Genomic DNA, 17154 nt, shown 5'->3' on the forward strand with positions numbered 1-17154 from the left:
CATGTCCGAATATCAAGCCTTTCGCGTCGAACTTGCTGACAACATCGCCCATGTGCAGATCAACCGTCCGGAAAAGATCAACTCGATGAACGCCGCGTTCTGGAGCGAGATCGTCGAGATCTTCCGCTGGATCGACGACACCGACGCGGTCCGCGTGGTGGTCCTGAGCGGCGCCGGCAAGCACTTTTCCTCCGGCATCGACCTGATGATGCTGGCGGGGGTGGCCAACGAACTGGGCAAGGACGTCGGGCGCAACGCGCGCCTGCTGCGGCGCAAGATCCTGCAGTTGCAGGCGTCCTTCAATGCCGTCGACAACTGCCGCAAGCCGGTGCTGGCGGCGATCCAGGGTTACTGCCTGGGCGGCGCCATCGACCTGATCGCCGCCTGCGACATGCGCTACGCCGCCGCGGACGCGCAGTTCTCGATCAAGGAAATCGATATCGGCATGGCCGCCGATGTCGGCACTTTGCAACGTTTGCCGCGTATCATCGGCGACGGCATGCTGCGCGAACTGGCTTACACTGGACGCACCTTCGGCGCCGAGGAAGCGCGCAGCATCGGCCTGGTCAATCGCACCTACGCCGACAGCGAAAGCCTGCTCGACGGCGTGATGAGCATTGCCTGGGAAATCGCCAGCAAGTCGCCGATCGCCGTCAGCGGTACGAAGGAAATGATCAGCTACATGCGCGACCATCGCATCGACGACGGCCTGGAATACATCGCTACCTGGAACGCCGCCATGCTGCAATCCACCGACCTGCGCGTGGCCATGGCCGCCCATATGAGCAAACAGAAACCTGAATTTCTGGACTGATTGAACATGACTTCACGCTGGACCACCGCAGTACTGAATATCGACCTTCCCGGCGGCTGGGCCGTGGCCCGCGGCCCGCAGGGCTTTCTGTTCGACGACAACGGCGCGCTGTTCCCCCGCGAATGGCTCAAGCGCCAGGACCTGCCGATCCTCGCCGAGCACGGCATCGGCCACCTGGATGGCGAGCCGGTGTACCTGCTGGAGCTCAAGAGCGTTTCCGAGGTGCCGGGGTGCAACTGGAAAGGCCTGCGGGCGTTCATGCTCGACGGCGACCACACCCTGTACAAGGTCCTGGGCTATGCCGCGCAGATCGGCACCTGGGCCCGCGAGCACCGTTTCTGTGGCAATTGCGGCCAGCCCATGACCCAGGTGGTGCGCGAGCGGGCGATGTATTGCGAACCCTGCGACCTGCGCAGCTACCCGCGGATTTCGCCAAGCATGATCGTGCTGATCACCCGTGGCGACGAAGTGCTGCTGGCGCGCTCGCCGCGTTTCGTCCCAGGGGTCTACAGCACCCTGGCCGGGTTCGCCGAGCCGGGCGAGTCGGCCGAGGACTGCCTGGTGCGCGAGGTGCGCGAAGAGGTGCAGATCGAGGTCAAGAATATCCAGTACATCGGCAGCCAGTGCTGGCCGTTCCCGCATTCGATGATGCTGGGGTTTCATGCCGAGTACGCCGGCGGCGAGATCGTGCCGCAGGAAGACGAGATCGAGGATGCGCAGTGGTTCAACGTGCATGCGCTGCCGCCGCTGCCGGCGTCGCGCTCGATTGCCCGCTACCTGATCGATCTGTATGTGGCCCGGCGCCTGGGCTTGGCGGAGCCTGTATTGCCGGGTTGAGCGCCAGCTGGAAGGAAGCCGAAATACAACAGCGCGGGCGAATCCACTGGGTTCGCCCGCTGTCGTTTCAGCGGGTCAGACGGCGCTGAACCAGTGCTGCCAGGCCAGGCGCACGGTCAGGCCCAGGACCACGGTGATGAACACCGGGCGAATGAACTTCGCGCCGCCGCTGATGGCGGTGCGGGCGCCGAAGAAGGCGCCGACCATCAACGACAGGCCCATGCTCAGGCCGATGGCCCAATCCACCTGGCCCGAGAAGATGAAGATCGACAGCGCCGCGGCGTTGCTGACGAAGTTCATGCTGCGCGCCACGCCGCTGGCCTTGACCAGGTCGATGGGGTAGAGCAGCAGGCTGCTGACGGTCCAGAAGGCGCCAGTGCCGGGGCCGGCCACGCCGTCGTAGAAACCGAGGCTGAAGCCCTGGGTCGATTGCCACTTTTTCTTGATCGGTGCCTCGCTGTCCAGCGGGGCTTTCGGCGTGCCGCCGAACAGCAGGTAGACGCCACAGGCGAAGACAATCACCGGCAGCATCTTGTTCAGCCATTCGGCCGGCAGGTAATGGGCTACCACCGCGCCGGTCAGGGCGCCCACCAGGGTGCCGACTATGGCGTGGGTCCATTGCCGCGGATGGAACAGCTTGCGCCGGTAGAAGGTGAAGCTGGCGGTGGCCGAGCCAAAGGTCGAACTCAGTTTGTTGGTGCCCAGCACCAGGTGCGGCGGCAGGCCGGCGGTGAGCAGCGCCGGCGTGGTGAGCAGGCCGCCCCCGCCGGCGATGGCATCGATAAAGCCGGCAATGAAGGCGACGAGGGCAAGAATGGCGAGGGTGGTCAAATCTACGCTGAGTTCGAAAGGCATGGGATCGACTTATTTCGGCGGGGCACAGAAAAGCTGCGCGAAGGGTCGGTATCTTACCCATAACCCTTCACGCCCGCGACTGCTCCAATACCTTGGTTGTAGAGGCGAGGGGGGCTGGATCGCCGACGCCGGAATCCCCCTGTCGCCATGGCCCTCAGGCCGGCTTGCGCTGCGGCCCGTTGCCGATCTGCCACACGAACGGTGGTTCGCTGCCATTGATCGCCCAGTCGCCGACGATGCGCGCCTTGTAGATCACCGGGTTGTGCGACGACACGGTGCGGGCGTTGCGCCAGTGGCGGTCGAGGGCCTTGCCCTGACGGATGTCCGAAGCACCGAGGGCATTGAACAGTTCGCTGGTGGCGCGCTGGATCAGCTCGGTGACCACCACCTGGGCGGTGGCCGACTGGATTTCCGCCGCGACATTGGCCACCCGTTCTGCGTCGTCATTACCGGCAAAACGCGCCAGGTACGCCTGCTGCGCCGGCGCCGCCGCGCGCACCGCGCTGGCCTCGGCGGCGTACACCAGGGCCGAGATATCGCCGACCACCTGCTGCACCTGGGCATCTTCGCTGGCCCGTGGCGCGTTGCCGTGGCTGTAGATGCGCTTGCGGGTGCGCACCTCGTGGGCGACATCGCGCAGGGCGGCACGGCCGATGCCCGCCAGCGTCGCCAGCAGCACCAACTGGTAGAAGGCGGTCTGGTATTTGAAGCGGGTGGCGAAGTCGATAAGGTTTTCGGCCTCCACCTCGGCATCGACAAAATGCGCGGTGCCGCTGCCGGTGGTGCGCTGGCCGAAGCCGTCCCAATCGTCGCTCTGCACGATACCCGGCTGGTGGGTGCGCACCGCGGCGATCACATCGCCACCGGTGTCGCTGCGCCGGGCGTAGACATCGATCCAGTCGGAGAAAATGCTCCCGGTGCTGTAGAACTTCTCGCCGTTGAGCCGCCATTTGTCGCCATCCGGCGAGACCCGGGTGATGACGTCGCCGATGGCCACGCTGCCGATCTCGGTCCAGGCGCAGCCGACGATGTCGCCGTCGACGAAACGCTTGAACCACAGGTCCCGCGCCGGCCCCGGGGCGGCGTTGAGCCGGTCCTCGGCAAAGGCGAAGTGCCCGCGCAAGGCTTGCGGCACGTTGGAATCGGCCTCGGCCAGTTCGATCAGCAGCTGGAACAACTGCGGCAGGGAGGCGCCGCCGCCACCGTATTCCACGGGCACCCGCACTGCGCCAAAACCGGCGTCCTTGAGCCACAGGATCGCTTCGTACGGCAGGCTGCGCGATTGCTCGCGGGCCACCGTGCCGGCGGCGATCCGGCTGAAGATCGGCCGGAAGCGCCCGGCCAGGGCTTCGTAGTCGACGCCTACGGACAATGGGTTGATCACCTGGTGTTCGGTCATGGGCACAGCTCCTTGAGTCTGCAGTGAAAAGCGTGGCTTCTGCGGACGGGATTGCACGGTCCGTGCCGGGAGGCGGGTGGCCGTAATCAGCGGGCCGGGCGCAGGAAGGCTCGCCGGCAACTGTTGTCCAGCCAACAGCGCATCAACAAATCGACCTGTTCCCCAAGGGCAGAACGGGTTCCTGTAGCCGCTGCCGCAGGCTGCGATCGGCTGCGCAGCAGACGCCGCTTTTGCCGACGCAGGAAGGCCCTTCGGGCCTTTGCGCAGCCCGCGGCAGCGGCTACAGGGCCTCGGCTGTCTGGTGCCCTGTGGCTGGCACGGTTGCTGCTCTGTTCCCCGGACACTTCAGTCGCGAGGACAAGCCAATGAGTCAGCAAGCCGTGAAATTTGCCTACTGGGTGCCGAACGTCAGCGGTGGGCTGGTGGTCAGCAAGATCGAGCAGCGCACCCACTGGGGTATCGACTACAACCGCAAACTGGCGCAGCTGGCCGAGGCCGCCGGGTTCGAATACGCCCTGACCCAGATCCGTTTCACCGCCGGCTACGGCGCCGAGTTCCAGCATGAGTCCGTGGCGTTCAGCCATGCGCTGCTGGCCGCCACCGAGAAGCTCAAGGTGATCGCCGCGATCCTGCCCGGCCCCTGGCAGCCGGCGCTGGCGGCCAAGCAACTGGCGACCATCGACCAGCTGACTAATGGCCGGATCGCGGTGAACATCGTCAGCGGCTGGTTCAAGGGCGAATTCCAGGCCATCGGCGAACACTGGCTGGAGCACGACGAGCGTTATCGGCGTTCCGAAGAATTCATCCGTTCCCTAAAGGGTATCTGGAGCCAGGACAACTTCAGCTTTCGCGGCGACTTCTATCGCTTCGACAACTACAGCCTCAAACCCAAGCCGCTGGGCCAGCCGGAAGTGTTCCAGGGCGGCAGTTCCCGCGCCGCGCGGGACATGGCGGCGCGGGTGTCCGACTGGTATTTCACCAACGGCAACACGCCGGAAGGCATCAAGGCCCAGGTCGACGACATTCACGCCAAGGCCGCGGCGAACCATCATTCGGTGAAAGTCGGGGTCAATGCCTTCGTGATTGCCCGCGACACCGAGGAAGAAGCGCGCGCGGTGCTGGCCGAGATTATCGACCAGGCCGACCCGGAAGCGGTGAATGCCTTTGGCGATGCGGCGAAACAGGCGGGCAAGGCGTCGCCGGAAGGCGAGGGCAACTGGGCCAAATCCACCTTCGAGGACCTGGTGCAGTACAACGACGGGTTCAAGACCAATCTGATCGGCACGCCACAGCAGATCGCCGAGCGCATCGTCGCCTTGAAGGCGGTGGGCGTGGACCTGGTGCTGGCGGGGTTCCTGCACTTCCAGGAAGAGGTGGAGTACTTCGGCAAGCGCGTATTGCCACTGGTGCGCGAGCTGGAAGCCAAGGCAGCGCTGAAGCGCGAGGATGCCGCGGCTTGAGAGCCTCTGTAGGAGCGCAAGCTTGCGCGCGATAGCGGACTGGCGGATATGCCGCGTCGTCTGCATCGCGGGCAAGTCGGATCGCCGCCCGCTCGCTCCTACAAGAGCAGAAGCGGGTTACAGACCCAGTTCGGACAGCCCCGGATGGTCATCCGGGCGCCGGCCCAGCGGCCAGTGGAACTTGCGCTCGCTTTCCTTGATCGGCATGTCGTTGATGCAGGCGTAGCGGTTGGACATCAGCCCGTGCTCGTCGAACTCCCAGTTCTCGTTGCCGTAGGAGCGGAACCAGTTGCCTGAGTCGTCGTGCCATTCGTAGGCATAACGCACGGCGATGCGGTTGTCGGTAAAGGCCCAGAGTTCCTTGATCAGGCGATAGTCCAGTTCCTTGGCCCATTTGCGGGTCAAAAAGCCCTTGGCTTCTTCGCGGTTGTGGGCGAACTCGGCGCGGTTACGCCATTGGGTGTCCAGGGTGTAGGCCAGGGACACCCGCTGCGGATCGCGGGAGTTCCAACCGTCTTCGGCCAGGCGGATCTTTTCAATGGCCGATTCGCGGGTGAAAGGGGGAAGTGGCGGACGAACTTCAGCGTTAGATGACATTTAAAGTCTCCAATGAAAGTTGAGGTTCAGCAGGGTGTCGAACTTGTTTTAAACGATTACAGGTCCAATAACTTTCGCGCCATGCATTGCGCATTATCGGCGGCACTGCGATCACCCATCACAAGTGCAACGGTAATGGCGCCGTCGATCAGGATCAGCAGCTGTCTGGCTTGCTCCTCCGAATCCACGGTGCCGTGTTTTTCAGCAATGTGTTCCTTGCAGAGCTCGAGCACGTAGTCGAGCAGTTTCTGTTTGTGTTCCCTGGCCACCACCCGTACCGGGTCCTGCGGATCGCCGGTCTCGCCGCTGGTATTGATGAAGGCGCAGCCGCGAAAGTCCTCGGAGGCGAACCAGTCGCCCAGTACCGTGAACAGGTTGAGCAGGCGCGCGGCCGGCGTCGGGGCCTTGCCCACTTCGCTGGTGAACCAGTGCATCCAGCGCAGGTCGCGGCGTTGCAGGGCGGCCACCACCAGTTCGTCCTTGGTGGTGAAGTAGCGGTAGATGCTCTTTCTGGAGACGCCGGCGGTCTTCACCAGAAGATCCATGCCAGTGGCGGCGATGCCACTTCTGTAGATCAACTTTTCGGTGACATCCAGAATGATGTCGCGTGTGTCGTTGCTAGTGATTTCGTTCATGTGGCGTATAGTAGAACGATCGTTCTCCTTGGTCAATGAGTTATTTTATCTCGCACAGAATTATTATCGCCGTTCATCCAGTTGCGAGCGGTTGTGCGGCGGGGACGAGGGACAGGCGACAAATCTTCACAGCGCCCCGCAAGACCCGAGCCGGCACCTTGGTGTAAGCTCTTGCGCTCTTTTGGATTCGACCTTCTGCGAGCCCTATGCCGTCGCTTTTCAAACGTTCCCTGCTGCCCAAGTTGCGCAGCTTCCCGCTGGCTGCCAATGACCTGACCATCCTCAATGGCGCCGCCGAATTCCGCCGTTGCCTGCTGGAGAAGATCGCCCAGGCCACCCGGCGCATCTATATCGTCGCGCTGTACCTGCAACAGGACGAGGCCGGCCAGGAAATTCTCGATGCCTTGCACGCCGCCAAGGCCGCGCGCCCGGAGCTGGACGTGGTGGTCGTGGTCGACTGGCTGCGCGCCCAGCGCGGGCTGATCGGCGCCGGCAAGCAGCCGGGCAACTCGGCCTGGTACCAGGAAATGACCCGCACCCACGCCAGCGTGGTGCCGGTGTATGGCGTGCCGGTGCAGACCCGCGAGCTGTTCGGCGTGCTGCACCTGAAGGGTTTCGTGATCGACGATTGCGTGATCTACAGCGGCGCCAGCCTGAACAACGTGTACCTGCACAAGTTCGACAAATACCGCTTCGACCGCTACCACCTGCTGCACAACCGCGAGCTGGCCGACTCCATGCAGCACCTGGTCCAGCATGGCCTGGTGGCGTCGCGGGCGGTGCATCGCCTGGACCTGCCGAACCTGCCGACCACCCGCAGCCTGCGCAACGACATCGGCGACCTGCGCAGCCGTCTCAAGCACGCGGCCTACGACACCAGTGCCGGTGGGGTGCTCAAGGACACACTGTCGGTCAGCCCGCTGCTCGGGGTGGGCAAGAACAATCCGCTGAGCCGGGTCATCTGCGAACTGATCGCCAGCGCCCAGCAGCAACTGACCATCTGCACGCCGTACTTCAACCTGCCGCTGGCGGTGACCCGGGAAATCAACCGCGCCCTGGCGCGCGGGGTGAAGATCGACATCATCGTCGGCGACAAGACCGCCAACGACTTCTACATTCCGCCGAGCGAGCCGTTCAAGGTCATCGCCGCGCTGCCTTATCTGTACGAGATCAGTCTGCGACGCTTCGCCAAGCGGCATCAGAAGGCCATCGACAGCGGTCGCCTGAACCTGCACCTGTGGCGCGACGGCGACAACACCTACCACCTCAAGGGCATGTGGGTGGACCAGCGCTACACCTTGCTCACCGGCAACAACCTCAACCCGCGGGCCTTCCGCCTCGACCTGGAAAACGCCTTGCTGCTCGACGACCCCAAGGGCGAGTTGCTGGAGCCGCGGCGCCAGGAGCTGGAAACGATCTTCCGCCACACCCAGCGCATCGAGCACTTCCAGCGCCTGGAAACCCTGGTGGACTACCCGGCGGCCGTCGGCAAATTCCTGCGCCGGGTCAGCCGGGTGCGGATCGAGCGGTTGCTCTACCGCATCCTCTGAGGTTCGCGGCGAACGATCCACGATGGAGTCGTTCTTGCTGGCCCTGACGCCCCTGCGGGGCTTATCGCAGCCTTCGGCGGCGGCTACAGTTGTATCGGCGCCCGGATCAACGGGGGCTTTTCGCCGCCGGCCAGCCTGCCACCAACAGCAGCAACAGTGCGGCAATCAGGTAGGGCAGGCGCGGTTCGAGGGCGTAGATCAGCGAGCCGGCCAACGGGCCGATCACCACGCCAAACCCCTGGGCCGCGCCAATCGAACCGGCGGTGGCGCCTTGTTCGGAGGCGTCCACGGCGTTGGCCGCCAGGGCGGAGAAGGACGGGAAGATCGCGCCCATGCCCGCCGCCGAGACGAAAAAGCCCAGCCACAGCCCCCAGGCATTCTCCACCAGCATGCAGCCGGCAAACCCACTGGCGGCCAGCAGCGCGCCGGCGCGGATCATCCGCAGCGGCGGCCATTCGAGTTTGCGCACCACCAGTTGCGAGCAGATCAGCGCCACGCCGACCATGGCCAGGGCGATGCCGGCGGCCTGGGCGGCGTCGGCGCTGTCCAGGCCCAGGCGGTCGAGGGCGTAGAAGCTCACGGTGATCTGCGCGATGGACACGCAAAGCATGGCGACGAAGGCCACCGCCATGGGCCGGCGCAGCCGCGGATCGCTCAGGCGTACCGAGCGCGGCGCCTGCTTGAGGTGCAGTTCCTGGCGCGGCAGCTTGTACAGCAGCACCAGGAATGCCGCCAGCGGCAGCACGGCCATGGCGTACAGCGGCAGGCTCAGGCTGACCCGGGCGAGCAGCGCGGCCACGGCCGGGCCCAGCACCAGGCCGACGGCGTTGGCGGCGCCCAGGGTGGCCATGGCGCGGGCCCGATGCTCGGGTTCGACGTTGTCGGCGATCAGGGCAAAGCCGCCCACCGGGATAGCCGCGTAGAACACTCCGATCAGGCCGCGCCCGAGCATCAGGCCGATAAAGGCCAGCCACATGCCCGGCAGCAGGTGCAGCGAGACATCGATAAACAGGCACAGCGCCCAGTAGGCGAGGGTGAAGCCGGCGGTGCCAAGCAGCAGCACCCGACGGCGCCCGAAGCGGTCGCTGGCCTGGCCCCAGGGCCGCGCCAGGAGCATCCAGATCACCCCGGACACGGTCACCGCCGCGCCGGCCTGCCAGGTGGCCAGGCCGAGCACGCGGACGATCGGACCGATCAGCGAGACGAAGGCCATCATCGACATGGTGCAGGCCATGTAGGCGAGCATCAGCGGCAAGAGTTTGAACGGGGCGGCGGTCTGCGGCGGTTGGGCTGTGGCAGTTGGCATGCAGAATCTTCCATGAAAGTCAGGAGTGCGCGGGACGTTATAGCTAAAACGCGCCGCCGCCCAGGGTTATCGGCGCAGGTGAGGGTAGATCAGCAGCCTGGGTGATGGGGCGGGTCATCGGCACGCTGGCCGGATGCTTGTCTGTTGGAGCGAAGCTTGCTCGCGATAGCCGCGCAGCGGCGGTAGTCAAATTCCACCGCGTTGGCGGGTTTATCGCGAGCGAGCTTCGCTCCTACGGAAGATTGGCCCGGGTACCCGGAGTCTCAGTTCAGCCCCAGCTTGCCGCGCAGGGTCGAGAGGTCTTCGGCCAGGGTATTGACCGGGCCCACCAGCGCCTTGCGGTCGTTGTCCTTGACCTTGTCGTAGGTCTCGAAGCCGCCGTCGGTGGTTTTGTACTTGGCCAGGACCTTGTTCACCGTGGAGAAGTTCTTGTCGACCTTGGCGACGAAAGCCGGGTCCTGCTGCTCGATCTGCGGGCGGAACAGGTCGACGATTTTCTTCGCTCCGTCGATGTTGCCCTGGAAGTCGTAGAGGTCGGTGTGGCTGTAGCGGTCTTCCTCGCCGGAGACCTTGGTCGCGGCCACTTCCTCCAGCAGCGCGGCGGCGCCACCGACGACCTTTTCCGGCGGGAAGGTCAGGCCGGCGACGCGGGTTTGCAGGTCCTTGACGTCCTTGTTCAGGCGGTCGGCCAGGGCGTCCAGGCCCTGGGTGGAGTTCCGGGCGAACAGTGAATACTCGATGCGGTGGAAGCCGGTGAAGTCCTCGGCCTCGACGCCTTGTTCGTGGTCGTCGACCCGTGAGTCGATGGCCGCGTCGAGGTCGCTGAACAACTCGGCGATCGGCTCGATCGATTCGTAGTACACCCGGGTCGGGGCGTAGAGCTTCCTGGCGGTGGCCAGGTCACCTTTTTTCACTGCATCGGTGAAGGCCTGGGTGTGGCTGGCCAGCTCGTCGAGCTGTTCGGTGACGTAGATCTTGTAGTCGGAAATCGGCCCCACCAGTTCCAGCGGTGATGTGGCGGCCACAACCGACAGCGGAACATGGAGCAAGCCAAGGGTCAGCAACACAGCGAGGGGCGACTTTTTCATGGGACGTTTCCGTGGGGGTGTATGAGTGGTGGTCAGGCGCCGGTTTTTGCTTGGGTGGCCTCGAGCAGCCCGCGACCGAGGAAGTCGCGGTCGCCGGTGACGCCGGGCAGGGTGAAGAAATACCCGCCGCCGACCGGCTTGAGGTATTCCTCCAGGGGCTCGCCGTTGAGGCGGGTCTGCACCGCGATAAAGCCTTGCTCCAGGTCGGCCTGGTAACAGATGAACAGCAGGCCCATGTCCAGCTGGCCGTTCTTGTTCACGCCGTTGGAGTAGTTGAATGGCCGGCGCAGGATCAGGTTGCGCTGGGTCTCGGCGGTGCGCGGGTTGGCCAGGCGGATGTGGGCGTCGAGCTTGGTCAGCTGGCCATGGGGATCCTTGCGGTAGTCCGGCACCTGGTGTTCTTGCTGGCCATCCATGGGCGCCCCCGAGGCCTTGACCCGGCCGATGATGCTTTCTTGTTCCTGCAAGGGCGTGCGGTCCCAGCGTTCGACGAAGTTGCGGATGATGCGCACCGCCTGATAGCTGCCGTGGGCGGTCCAGGCCGGTTCGTCGCTGCCGGGCTGGACCCAGACGATCTGCTCCATGGCCCTGCGGTCGTTGGAGTCGGGGTTGGCCGAGCCGTCGCGAAAACCCAGGAAGTTGCGCGCGCTCTGCGCCGGTTCGCCAGGGCGCGCCGGGGCCTGGGGCGGCACGCTGCCTTCCTGCTTCCAGCGCACCAGCAGCAGGTCCGGGAGGTTTTTCACGATGTCGCGCAGGGCGTGGATATTGGTGTCGGCGGTGTTGGAGCAGAACTGCAGGCTCAGGTCGCCGTGGCAGCAGTCGGGTTCCAGCGCATCGTTGGGGAAACCGACCATGCGTATCAGGCGCTTGGGTTTGGCCGCGGCCAGGCCGAAGCGCTCGTCGAACAGCGAGGCGCCCACCGAGACGGTGATGGTCAGGTTGTCCGGGGTCACCACCGGGCCGAGGATGCCCGAATCCAGCGGCGGCAGTTTCGGGTCGACCTGGGGCACCGGGCCGCCGGTCATCAGGAACTTGATGCGCTGGTCGAGGGTGCGCAGCAGTCGCTCCAGGTCTTCGCGATCACTGGCCAGCACGTCGAACGACACCAGCATGCCGGCCGCCGGGCGCGGGGTGACGATGCCGCTTTGATGCAGGCCGTGGAAGTCGTGGCGGTCCTGGGTCTTGTCGCTGCTCGGGGCTTCTGTGACCTGGGCGGCGGTTTTCCCGGTCTGGGCTGCCATTGCCGGGCAGCTCAGGCTGCTGCCGGCCAGGGCGACACCGGCGGCGCCCATGCCCAGCAGTACACGGCGGCGTTGGGCGGAGAAAGCTGGATTGGATGGATCTGAATCGTTCATCGGGCGGGCGTCTTCTGCTTACAGGCCCCAAAGGCCAAGGGCGGGATCGATTCCATCGAGTGCATCGGCCAGAACCTTGGCCTGGTCGGCGATCCGCTTGCGCTGATCGGCGCCGACACTGTCGTAGGAGGCATAGCCTTCGGCGCTGCGCAAGGCGCCGTACTGGCTGTCGAGGGCGCCGAGGGCGCTGTCGATCTGCGCCAGCAGCGGGGCGGCGGGCTTGGCCAGCAAGGGCCGCAGCAGGTCGACGACCTTACGGGTGGTCTCCAGGTTGGCGGCAAAGCCGTTGAGGTCGCTGTGGCTGTAGCGTTCTTCCTCGCCGCTGCCGGCGCGCACTTCGGCGATGCTGCGCTGGCTGCGCGCGACCAGGCTGACCAGTTGCTCCGGTGGCAGCGACTGGGCCAGCAGTTGTTGCTTGAGCGTGGTGACATCGCTGAGCAGGCGCTGGGCGATCGGCGCCAGGCCGCTCAGGTCGCGTTGCTGGAACAGCGCGTATTCGAGGCGGTGGAAGCCGACGAAGCCAGGGTCCTGCTCGCGTTTTTCGAAATAATCGGCGCGCGCGTTGATGCTGTTGTCCAGCTCGCCCAGGCGCTGGGCGGCCGGGGCAAGACGCTGGTAGGCCGCGCGCGCCGGCAGGTACAAGGCCTGGGCCTGGGCCAGGTCGCCGGCCCGGATGGCTTGCTCCAGGGCGCTCACGGCCTTGATCAGGGCCGTGCCTTGGCTGCTCAGGTAGACCCGGAACTCCGACAGCGGGCCGATAAAGGCGACCATCGACGGCCGGGCCTTGGCCTGGGCGTCGGACTCGGCGGTCGGGGTCACATGCAGGGTGCCGCGCGGGTTGTTCAGCAGCCCGCAGGTGATGGCGTAGTCGCCGGGTTGCAGCCTGGCGTTGATCACCTGGCTCAGGCCCGGCGCGATGTTTTCCCGTTCTTCGACCACCAGCACGCCGTCGAGGATTTCCCATTCCACGGCACGGTCCGAGCGGTTGACGATGCGGAAGCTCGCCGGCCCGGCCGGCACGCTCAGGGCGTTCGGCTCGCAGCTGTGGGGGTGGATGGTCACGCTGATTTCGTCCTTGTGCGCCTGGCGCTTGCTGGCGGCCAGCTGCGAGGCGTAATAGAACAGCCCGCCGGCGGCGATCATCACCATCACGGAACCCGCCAGCGCCCAGCGCAGGGCGCTCGGTGCCGGGGGCTGTGGGGAGGCTTGCTGGGTCATGGAAAGGCCTTACTGGCTGGAAACGGAAGACGATGGGCTGGCGACGGGTGCCGCGCCGGGCAGGAAGAACAGCACCAGGGTCACCAGCAGGTAGATCAGGTAGGCGCCCAGGGTGCTGACGGTGGGGGTGTCCTGGTAACCGAACATGCCGGCCAGTACCGAACCCAGCGGGCCGTCCATCGGCAGGCTGGCGCTGAAGTCGAACAGCACGCTCTGCAGGTGGTTCCAGACCCCGGCTTCATGCAGGGCCTGTACCGAGTTGGCGAGGATGCCGGCGGCCACCACCAGGATGAACAGGCCGGTCCAGCGGAAGAATGCGCCGAGGTTCAGGCGCATGCTGCCGGTGTAGATCAACCAGCCGACGACGATCGCCAGCGCCAGGCCGAGCAGGGCGCCGATCGGTGCCGCCGGGCCTTGGCTCTGCTGGAACACCGCGAGGAGGAAGAACACGGTTTCCAGGCCTTCGCGGGCCACGGCGAAGAACACCATGGCGATCAGCGCGGTGACCTGGTGCCGGGAGCCGGTCAGCGCCTGGTCCAGCGAGGCTTGCAGGGAATGCTTGATCGAACGCGCGACCTTGCGCATCCAGAACACCATGGAACTGAGGATGCCCACGGCCACCAGGCCGACGATGCCTTCGAAGAGTTCCTGCTGCTTTTGCGGAAACTCGGCGCTCATCAGCTCCAGGCCGCCGCCTACCAGCAGGGCCAGGGCCGCGGCGAGAAACACGCCGATCCACACGGCCGGCATCCACTGGCCGCGCCCGGTCTGTTGCAGGTAACTGGCGATGATGCCAACGATGAGCGCGGCTTCGATCCCTTCGCGCAGCATGATCAGAAATGGAACGAGCATTCAGCACCGGCGGGCAGATAGATAGGGAGCTAAGTTGTAACATGTTGATACGTATTCGCAAATGAATATGGTTGCCATTTGCTGAACGTGAGCTGAACGGAGCGCGTTTCGTGGAGGAAGGCGTAGTGGCGTCTGTAGGAGAGGCCGGTCGGCGCTCGATTGCACGCGATGCAGGCAGTGCGGTGTATCAGGTACTCCGCGGTGTGGCCATCGCGGACAAGTCGGATCGCCGCCCGCTCGCTCCTACAGGCGATGCGTGGTTGCCGGGTGTTTGTCGCGCAATGGTTTTTGTAGAAGAAGGAGGTTTAAGCGAGGTTCTGTTCGGTCAGGCGCTGCACGGCCAGGCGCCGGTAGCGGGAAGGGGTCATGCCCTTGAGTTGCTGGAAGCGCCGGTTGAAGTTGGAGATGTTGTTGAAGCCGGACTCGAAGCACACGTCGGTCACCGGTTTGTCGCCGTCGGCCAGCAGTTCGCAGGATTTGCTGATGCGCAGGCGATTCACGAACTCGACGAAGCAGCGGCCGGTGGCCTGCTTGAACACCCGGGAGAAGTAGGTGGGCTTCATGCCCAGGTAGTCGGCGACTTCCTCCAGCGGCAGTTCGCGGGCGTAGTGGGCGAAGATATAGTCCACCGCGCGGTTGGTGCGGTCGACGTTGTGTTCGTCGGCCAGTTGCACCGTGGTGGCGCCGGACAGCAGCTGGTAGTCGTCACAGGCCGCCAGCAGCTCCAGCAGGATGAAGAAGTGCCCGAGGCGGGTGATGCCGCTGGAGTCGGCGATGCGCTGCATCAGGTCCATGGCCTGGGCGATGGTGCGCTTGCAGCGGAACTCGATGCCGTACTGCGCGCGCTCCAGCAGCGGCGTCAAGCTCTTGAGTTCGGCGAACACCTGATAGCCGCTTTCGAACAGTTCGTCGGTGAAGTTCACCAGCATGTCGCGCTTGGGCACCACTTCGTCCTCGGCCACCTGGCTGATCCAGTTGTGGGGCAGGTTGGGGCCGGTGAGGAACAGCGATTCGGGGTAGAAGTTGCCGATGTAGTCGCCGATGAACACCTTGCCGGAGCTGGCGACGATCAGGTGCAGCTCGTACTCCTTGTGGAAATGCCAGCGCACCAGGGGGCAGGGGAAGCCGTGCTGGCGATAGATGATCGACAGGCCGTTGTGGTCGTCCATCAATTCGTAGGAAGGGTCGGTGACTCTCGCTGATCGGCTCATGGCGCTGCGCTTTCTTATCGTTGTTGCGCCAGATCATGCCTCCTTCGACCTTTCGGCACCAGCGCCGGAGCACATCCCTGTAGCCGCTGCCGGACCCGAAGGGGCGCTGCTCCTGAGGGCTCCTGAAGGTCCTGCGGACCTTATCGCAGCCTGCGGCAGCGGCTACAGGGGCCTCAGACCAGGCGGTTTTTTGCTTCGATCCACTGCGCCATGTACTGGGTGCTCTTGTGGTGATGGTGACGCAGCATGCCGCCGGTGAAGTTGTCGCGGCGCAGTTGCGCCAGGTTCGCCCGGCAGCGCTGCAGGCGCTCGATCAGGGCCGGGCCGTGGACCTGTTGCCGATAGCGCGCAAGCAACAGCTGGCGACCCTGTTCCTGGGCCGTGTTCCACAGCGCCTGGTCCTGGTACAGGCGCACCGCCGCCGCGGCGATGGCGCTGGCCGACTCGGCCACCGCTCCCGGCCAGGGCGCGTCGCCGTGCATGGCTTCGGCGCCGACCGGGGTGGTGACGCTCGGCGTGCCGCAGAGCATGGCGTCCAGCAGCTTGCCCTTGATGCCCGCGCCGAAACGCAGCGGCGCCAGGCAGATCCGCGCGGCGGACATGACTTCCAATGCATTCTCGGCCCAGTTCATCACCTGGAAACCCTGGGCCGGATTGTGCAGGGCCGCGGCCTTGGGCGGGGTGTAGGCGCCATAGATATGCAGCTGCGCACCCGGCAGTCGCTGGCGGATCAGCGGCCAGACGGCGTTTTTCATCCAGAGCACCGCGTCCCAGTTCGGCGCGTGGCGGAAGTTGCCGATGCTCAGGAAGTGCGCGCGTTCGGCGAAGGGCACATAGCTGTGCGGCATCTGCTCGGGCATCAGCGGGCACCAGTGAAGTAGGGCCGGCGGCAGGCCGAATTGCCTGACCAGCAGATCGATCTCGAACTCGGAGATCATCAGGCTCAGGTCGCAGCGGTACAGTGCGGCGATCTCGCGCCGGGCCTGGTCGGTCTCGGCCATGCCGGCGAACTCCTGCTCGGCGGCGGGGGCGAACAGGGCGCTGAAGTCATCGTTGTCGTCGCAGGCGCCCAGGCGCTCCTTGAGGCGCTGATGGCGGGCGTGGCGCAGGCTCTGCAGGTCGGAAGTCTCCAGCACGCGCAGGGCGCCGGGGCACTGCTGCTCGACGCGCCAGCCGAACTGCTCCTCCATCATGAACTGGTCGAACAGCACGATGTCCGGCGCCAGTTCGGCGATGAAGCGGTCGAAACTGCTGTTGTTCAGCTCGATCGGGCATTCGCGGATGCCCAGGGCGCTCAGGTCTTCCTTGTGCTCGCCGGGGTTGGCCGGGCTGCTGAAGGTGATGTCCCAGCCTTGCCCGAGCAGGACCTGGAGGATCTGCATCAGGTGCCCGCTGGCCGCCGAGGAGCGGGGTTCGGGCCAGACGTAACCAATGACCAGGACTTTGGTGGTGGCGGTCGGACTCATGGGTGGTGGGTATTCCTGAAAAAAGCGGGGGTGTTGTCTGCGGGGGGCGCCATTAAACCACAGCAGGGCGCTGGTCGGGTCGGAGCGGGTTACCGAGGGTTCAGCCGAGGATGGCGCGGACCTTGTCGCGCAACTGGTCGATGGAGAAGGGCTTGCCGATCACCGCCATGCCGGCGGGCACCTCGATGTTTTCCGCGTAGCCGCTGGCGAACAGCACCGGCAGCTCCGGGCGCAAGGAGCGGGCGCGGGCCGCCAGTTCCTTGCCGTCCATGCCGGGCAGGCCGACGTCGGTCATCATCAGGTCGATTTGCAGCGCGCTGTCCTGCAACCGGGTCAGGGCCTCTTCGCTGCCCGCGGCTTCCAGCACCTTGAATTCCAGCTCCTCCAGCACATCGACAATCAGCATGCGCACGATGGCGTCGTCTTCGACGACCAGGATGGTGGAATCGGTGGGGGACATGGCAAGGCTCTCGAAAAAAATGGAAAAAAAGGACGGCGACGGAAAAAGGTG

At 65.2% G+C, this 17154-nt stretch carries 16 protein-coding genes; 4 read left to right on the forward strand and 12 right to left on the reverse strand.

The window, feature by feature from the left end; all coding sequences use genetic code 11:
- The first annotated feature begins 1 nt into the window (after position 1).
- A complete protein-coding gene (locus H0I86_RS15290; protein ID WP_016704155.1) occupies positions 2 to 814 on the forward strand; it encodes a crotonase/enoyl-CoA hydratase family protein in 813 nt (270 codons plus the stop codon).
- A 6-nt stretch (positions 815 to 820) separates the two neighbouring features.
- A complete protein-coding gene (gene nudC, locus H0I86_RS15295) occupies positions 821 to 1651 on the forward strand; it encodes an NAD(+) diphosphatase (RefSeq protein ID WP_180925674.1) in 831 nt (276 codons plus the stop codon).
- 75 nt (positions 1652 to 1726) lie between these two features.
- Here nudC and H0I86_RS15300 read toward each other — a convergent pair whose 3' ends face one another.
- Complete coding sequence (locus H0I86_RS15300; RefSeq protein ID WP_009044159.1) at positions 1727 to 2506, reverse strand: TSUP family transporter; 780 nt, start codon at positions 2504 to 2506, stop codon at positions 1727 to 1729.
- A gap of 154 nt (positions 2507 to 2660) precedes the next feature.
- Positions 2661 to 3905, reverse strand: coding sequence for an acyl-CoA dehydrogenase family protein (locus H0I86_RS15305; protein ID WP_180925675.1), 1245 nt, complete (start codon positions 3903 to 3905; stop codon positions 2661 to 2663).
- Positions 3906 to 4270: 365 nt separating this feature from the next.
- On the opposite strand from H0I86_RS15305, the gene sfnG reads away from it, so the two are divergent.
- On the forward strand, positions 4271 to 5365 hold the full coding sequence (sfnG, locus tag H0I86_RS15310; protein WP_180925676.1) for a dimethylsulfone monooxygenase SfnG: 1095 nt from the start codon (positions 4271 to 4273) through the stop codon (positions 5363 to 5365).
- Between the two features lie 117 nt (positions 5366 to 5482).
- Here sfnG and H0I86_RS15315 read toward each other — a convergent pair whose 3' ends face one another.
- Together H0I86_RS15315 and H0I86_RS15320 are read right to left on the reverse strand one after the other, a co-directional pair.
- The gene (locus H0I86_RS15315; RefSeq protein ID WP_009049276.1) at positions 5483 to 5962 is read right to left on the reverse strand and encodes a nuclear transport factor 2 family protein; all 480 of its coding nucleotides are present in this window, start codon (positions 5960 to 5962) and stop codon (positions 5483 to 5485) included.
- A gap of 56 nt (positions 5963 to 6018) precedes the next feature.
- Positions 6019 to 6597, reverse strand: coding sequence for a TetR/AcrR family transcriptional regulator (locus H0I86_RS15320; protein ID WP_180925677.1), 579 nt, complete (start codon positions 6595 to 6597; stop codon positions 6019 to 6021).
- A gap of 206 nt (positions 6598 to 6803) precedes the next feature.
- Between H0I86_RS15320 and pssA the strand changes: the two genes are divergently transcribed.
- A complete protein-coding gene (pssA, locus tag H0I86_RS15325) occupies positions 6804 to 8147 on the forward strand; it encodes a CDP-diacylglycerol--serine O-phosphatidyltransferase (RefSeq protein WP_180925678.1) in 1344 nt (447 codons plus the stop codon).
- 106 nt (positions 8148 to 8253) lie between these two features.
- Here the strand turns inward: pssA and H0I86_RS15330 are convergent, their stop codons facing one another.
- The 8 genes from H0I86_RS15330 to H0I86_RS15365 all read right to left on the reverse strand — a co-directional run bounded on the left by H0I86_RS15330 (position 8254) and on the right by H0I86_RS15365 (position 17103).
- Positions 8254 to 9453, reverse strand: coding sequence for an MFS transporter (locus H0I86_RS15330; protein WP_180925679.1), 1200 nt, complete (start codon positions 9451 to 9453; stop codon positions 8254 to 8256).
- Between the two features lie 263 nt (positions 9454 to 9716).
- Positions 9717 to 10541 (reverse strand): iron uptake system protein EfeO, encoded by an 825-nt coding sequence (gene efeO / locus H0I86_RS15335; RefSeq protein ID WP_180925680.1) that lies wholly within the window; start codon positions 10539 to 10541, stop codon positions 9717 to 9719.
- A gap of 32 nt (positions 10542 to 10573) precedes the next feature.
- Complete coding sequence (gene efeB, locus H0I86_RS15340; RefSeq protein WP_180925681.1) at positions 10574 to 11896, reverse strand: iron uptake transporter deferrochelatase/peroxidase subunit; 1323 nt, start codon at positions 11894 to 11896, stop codon at positions 10574 to 10576.
- Between the two features lie 18 nt (positions 11897 to 11914).
- Positions 11915 to 13114, reverse strand: a complete 1200-nt coding sequence (efeO, locus tag H0I86_RS15345; RefSeq protein WP_180925682.1) for an iron uptake system protein EfeO — start codon at positions 13112 to 13114, stop codon at positions 11915 to 11917.
- Positions 13115 to 13123: 9 nt separating this feature from the next.
- Positions 13124 to 13966: an iron uptake transporter permease EfeU gene (gene efeU / locus H0I86_RS15350; protein WP_180925683.1), complete on the reverse strand. Its 843-nt coding sequence runs from the start codon at positions 13964 to 13966 to the stop codon at positions 13124 to 13126.
- 305 nt (positions 13967 to 14271) lie between these two features.
- Positions 14272 to 15177 carry an AraC family transcriptional regulator gene (locus H0I86_RS15355; protein WP_180925684.1) on the reverse strand — a complete coding sequence of 302 codons (906 nt, stop codon included), beginning with the start codon at positions 15175 to 15177 and terminating at the stop codon, positions 14272 to 14274.
- A 173-nt stretch (positions 15178 to 15350) separates the two neighbouring features.
- The gene (locus tag H0I86_RS15360) at positions 15351 to 16643 is read right to left on the reverse strand and encodes a glycosyltransferase (protein WP_180925685.1); all 1293 of its coding nucleotides are present in this window, start codon (positions 16641 to 16643) and stop codon (positions 15351 to 15353) included.
- Positions 16644 to 16743: 100 nt separating this feature from the next.
- A complete protein-coding gene (locus H0I86_RS15365; RefSeq protein ID WP_180925686.1) occupies positions 16744 to 17103 on the reverse strand; it encodes a response regulator in 360 nt (119 codons plus the stop codon).
- Positions 17104 to 17154 lie beyond the last annotated feature (51 nt).

This window comes from Pseudomonas chlororaphis subsp. aurantiaca, assembly GCF_013466605.1.
Classification (GTDB): domain Bacteria; phylum Pseudomonadota; class Gammaproteobacteria; order Pseudomonadales; family Pseudomonadaceae; genus Aquipseudomonas; species Aquipseudomonas chlororaphis_I.

Bases quoted from the DNA above. Each gene is read 5' to 3' on its own strand.
- H0I86_RS15355 (WP_180925684.1), bottom strand. From the start codon at position 15,177: ATGAGCCGATCAGCGAGAGTCACCGACCCTTCCTACGAATTGATGGAC.
- H0I86_RS15365 (WP_180925686.1), bottom strand. From the start codon at position 17,103: ATGTCCCCCACCGATTCCACCATCCTGGTCGTCGAAGACGACGCCATC.
- H0I86_RS15320 (WP_180925677.1), bottom strand. From the start codon at position 6,597: ATGAACGAAATCACTAGCAACGACACACGCGACATCATTCTGGATGTC.
- nudC (WP_180925674.1), top strand. From the start codon at position 821: ATGACTTCACGCTGGACCACCGCAGTACTGAATATCGACCTTCCCGGC.
- sfnG (WP_180925676.1), top strand. From the start codon at position 4,271: ATGAGTCAGCAAGCCGTGAAATTTGCCTACTGGGTGCCGAACGTCAGC.
- efeO (WP_180925682.1), bottom strand. From the start codon at position 13,114: ATGACCCAGCAAGCCTCCCCACAGCCCCCGGCACCGAGCGCCCTGCGC.
- H0I86_RS15305 (WP_180925675.1), bottom strand. From the start codon at position 3,905: ATGACCGAACACCAGGTGATCAACCCATTGTCCGTAGGCGTCGACTAC.
- H0I86_RS15360 (WP_180925685.1), bottom strand. From the start codon at position 16,643: ATGAGTCCGACCGCCACCACCAAAGTCCTGGTCATTGGTTACGTCTGG.
- H0I86_RS15315 (WP_009049276.1), bottom strand. From the start codon at position 5,962: ATGTCATCTAACGCTGAAGTTCGTCCGCCACTTCCCCCTTTCACCCGC.
- pssA (WP_180925678.1), top strand. From the start codon at position 6,804: ATGCCGTCGCTTTTCAAACGTTCCCTGCTGCCCAAGTTGCGCAGCTTC.
- efeB (WP_180925681.1), bottom strand. From the start codon at position 11,896: ATGAACGATTCAGATCCATCCAATCCAGCTTTCTCCGCCCAACGCCGC.
- H0I86_RS15300 (WP_009044159.1), bottom strand. From the start codon at position 2,506: ATGCCTTTCGAACTCAGCGTAGATTTGACCACCCTCGCCATTCTTGCC.
- efeO (WP_180925680.1), bottom strand. From the start codon at position 10,541: ATGAAAAAGTCGCCCCTCGCTGTGTTGCTGACCCTTGGCTTGCTCCAT.
- H0I86_RS15290 (WP_016704155.1), top strand. From the start codon at position 2: ATGTCCGAATATCAAGCCTTTCGCGTCGAACTTGCTGACAACATCGCC.
- efeU (WP_180925683.1), bottom strand. From the start codon at position 13,966: ATGCTCGTTCCATTTCTGATCATGCTGCGCGAAGGGATCGAAGCCGCG.
- H0I86_RS15330 (WP_180925679.1), bottom strand. From the start codon at position 9,453: ATGCCAACTGCCACAGCCCAACCGCCGCAGACCGCCGCCCCGTTCAAA.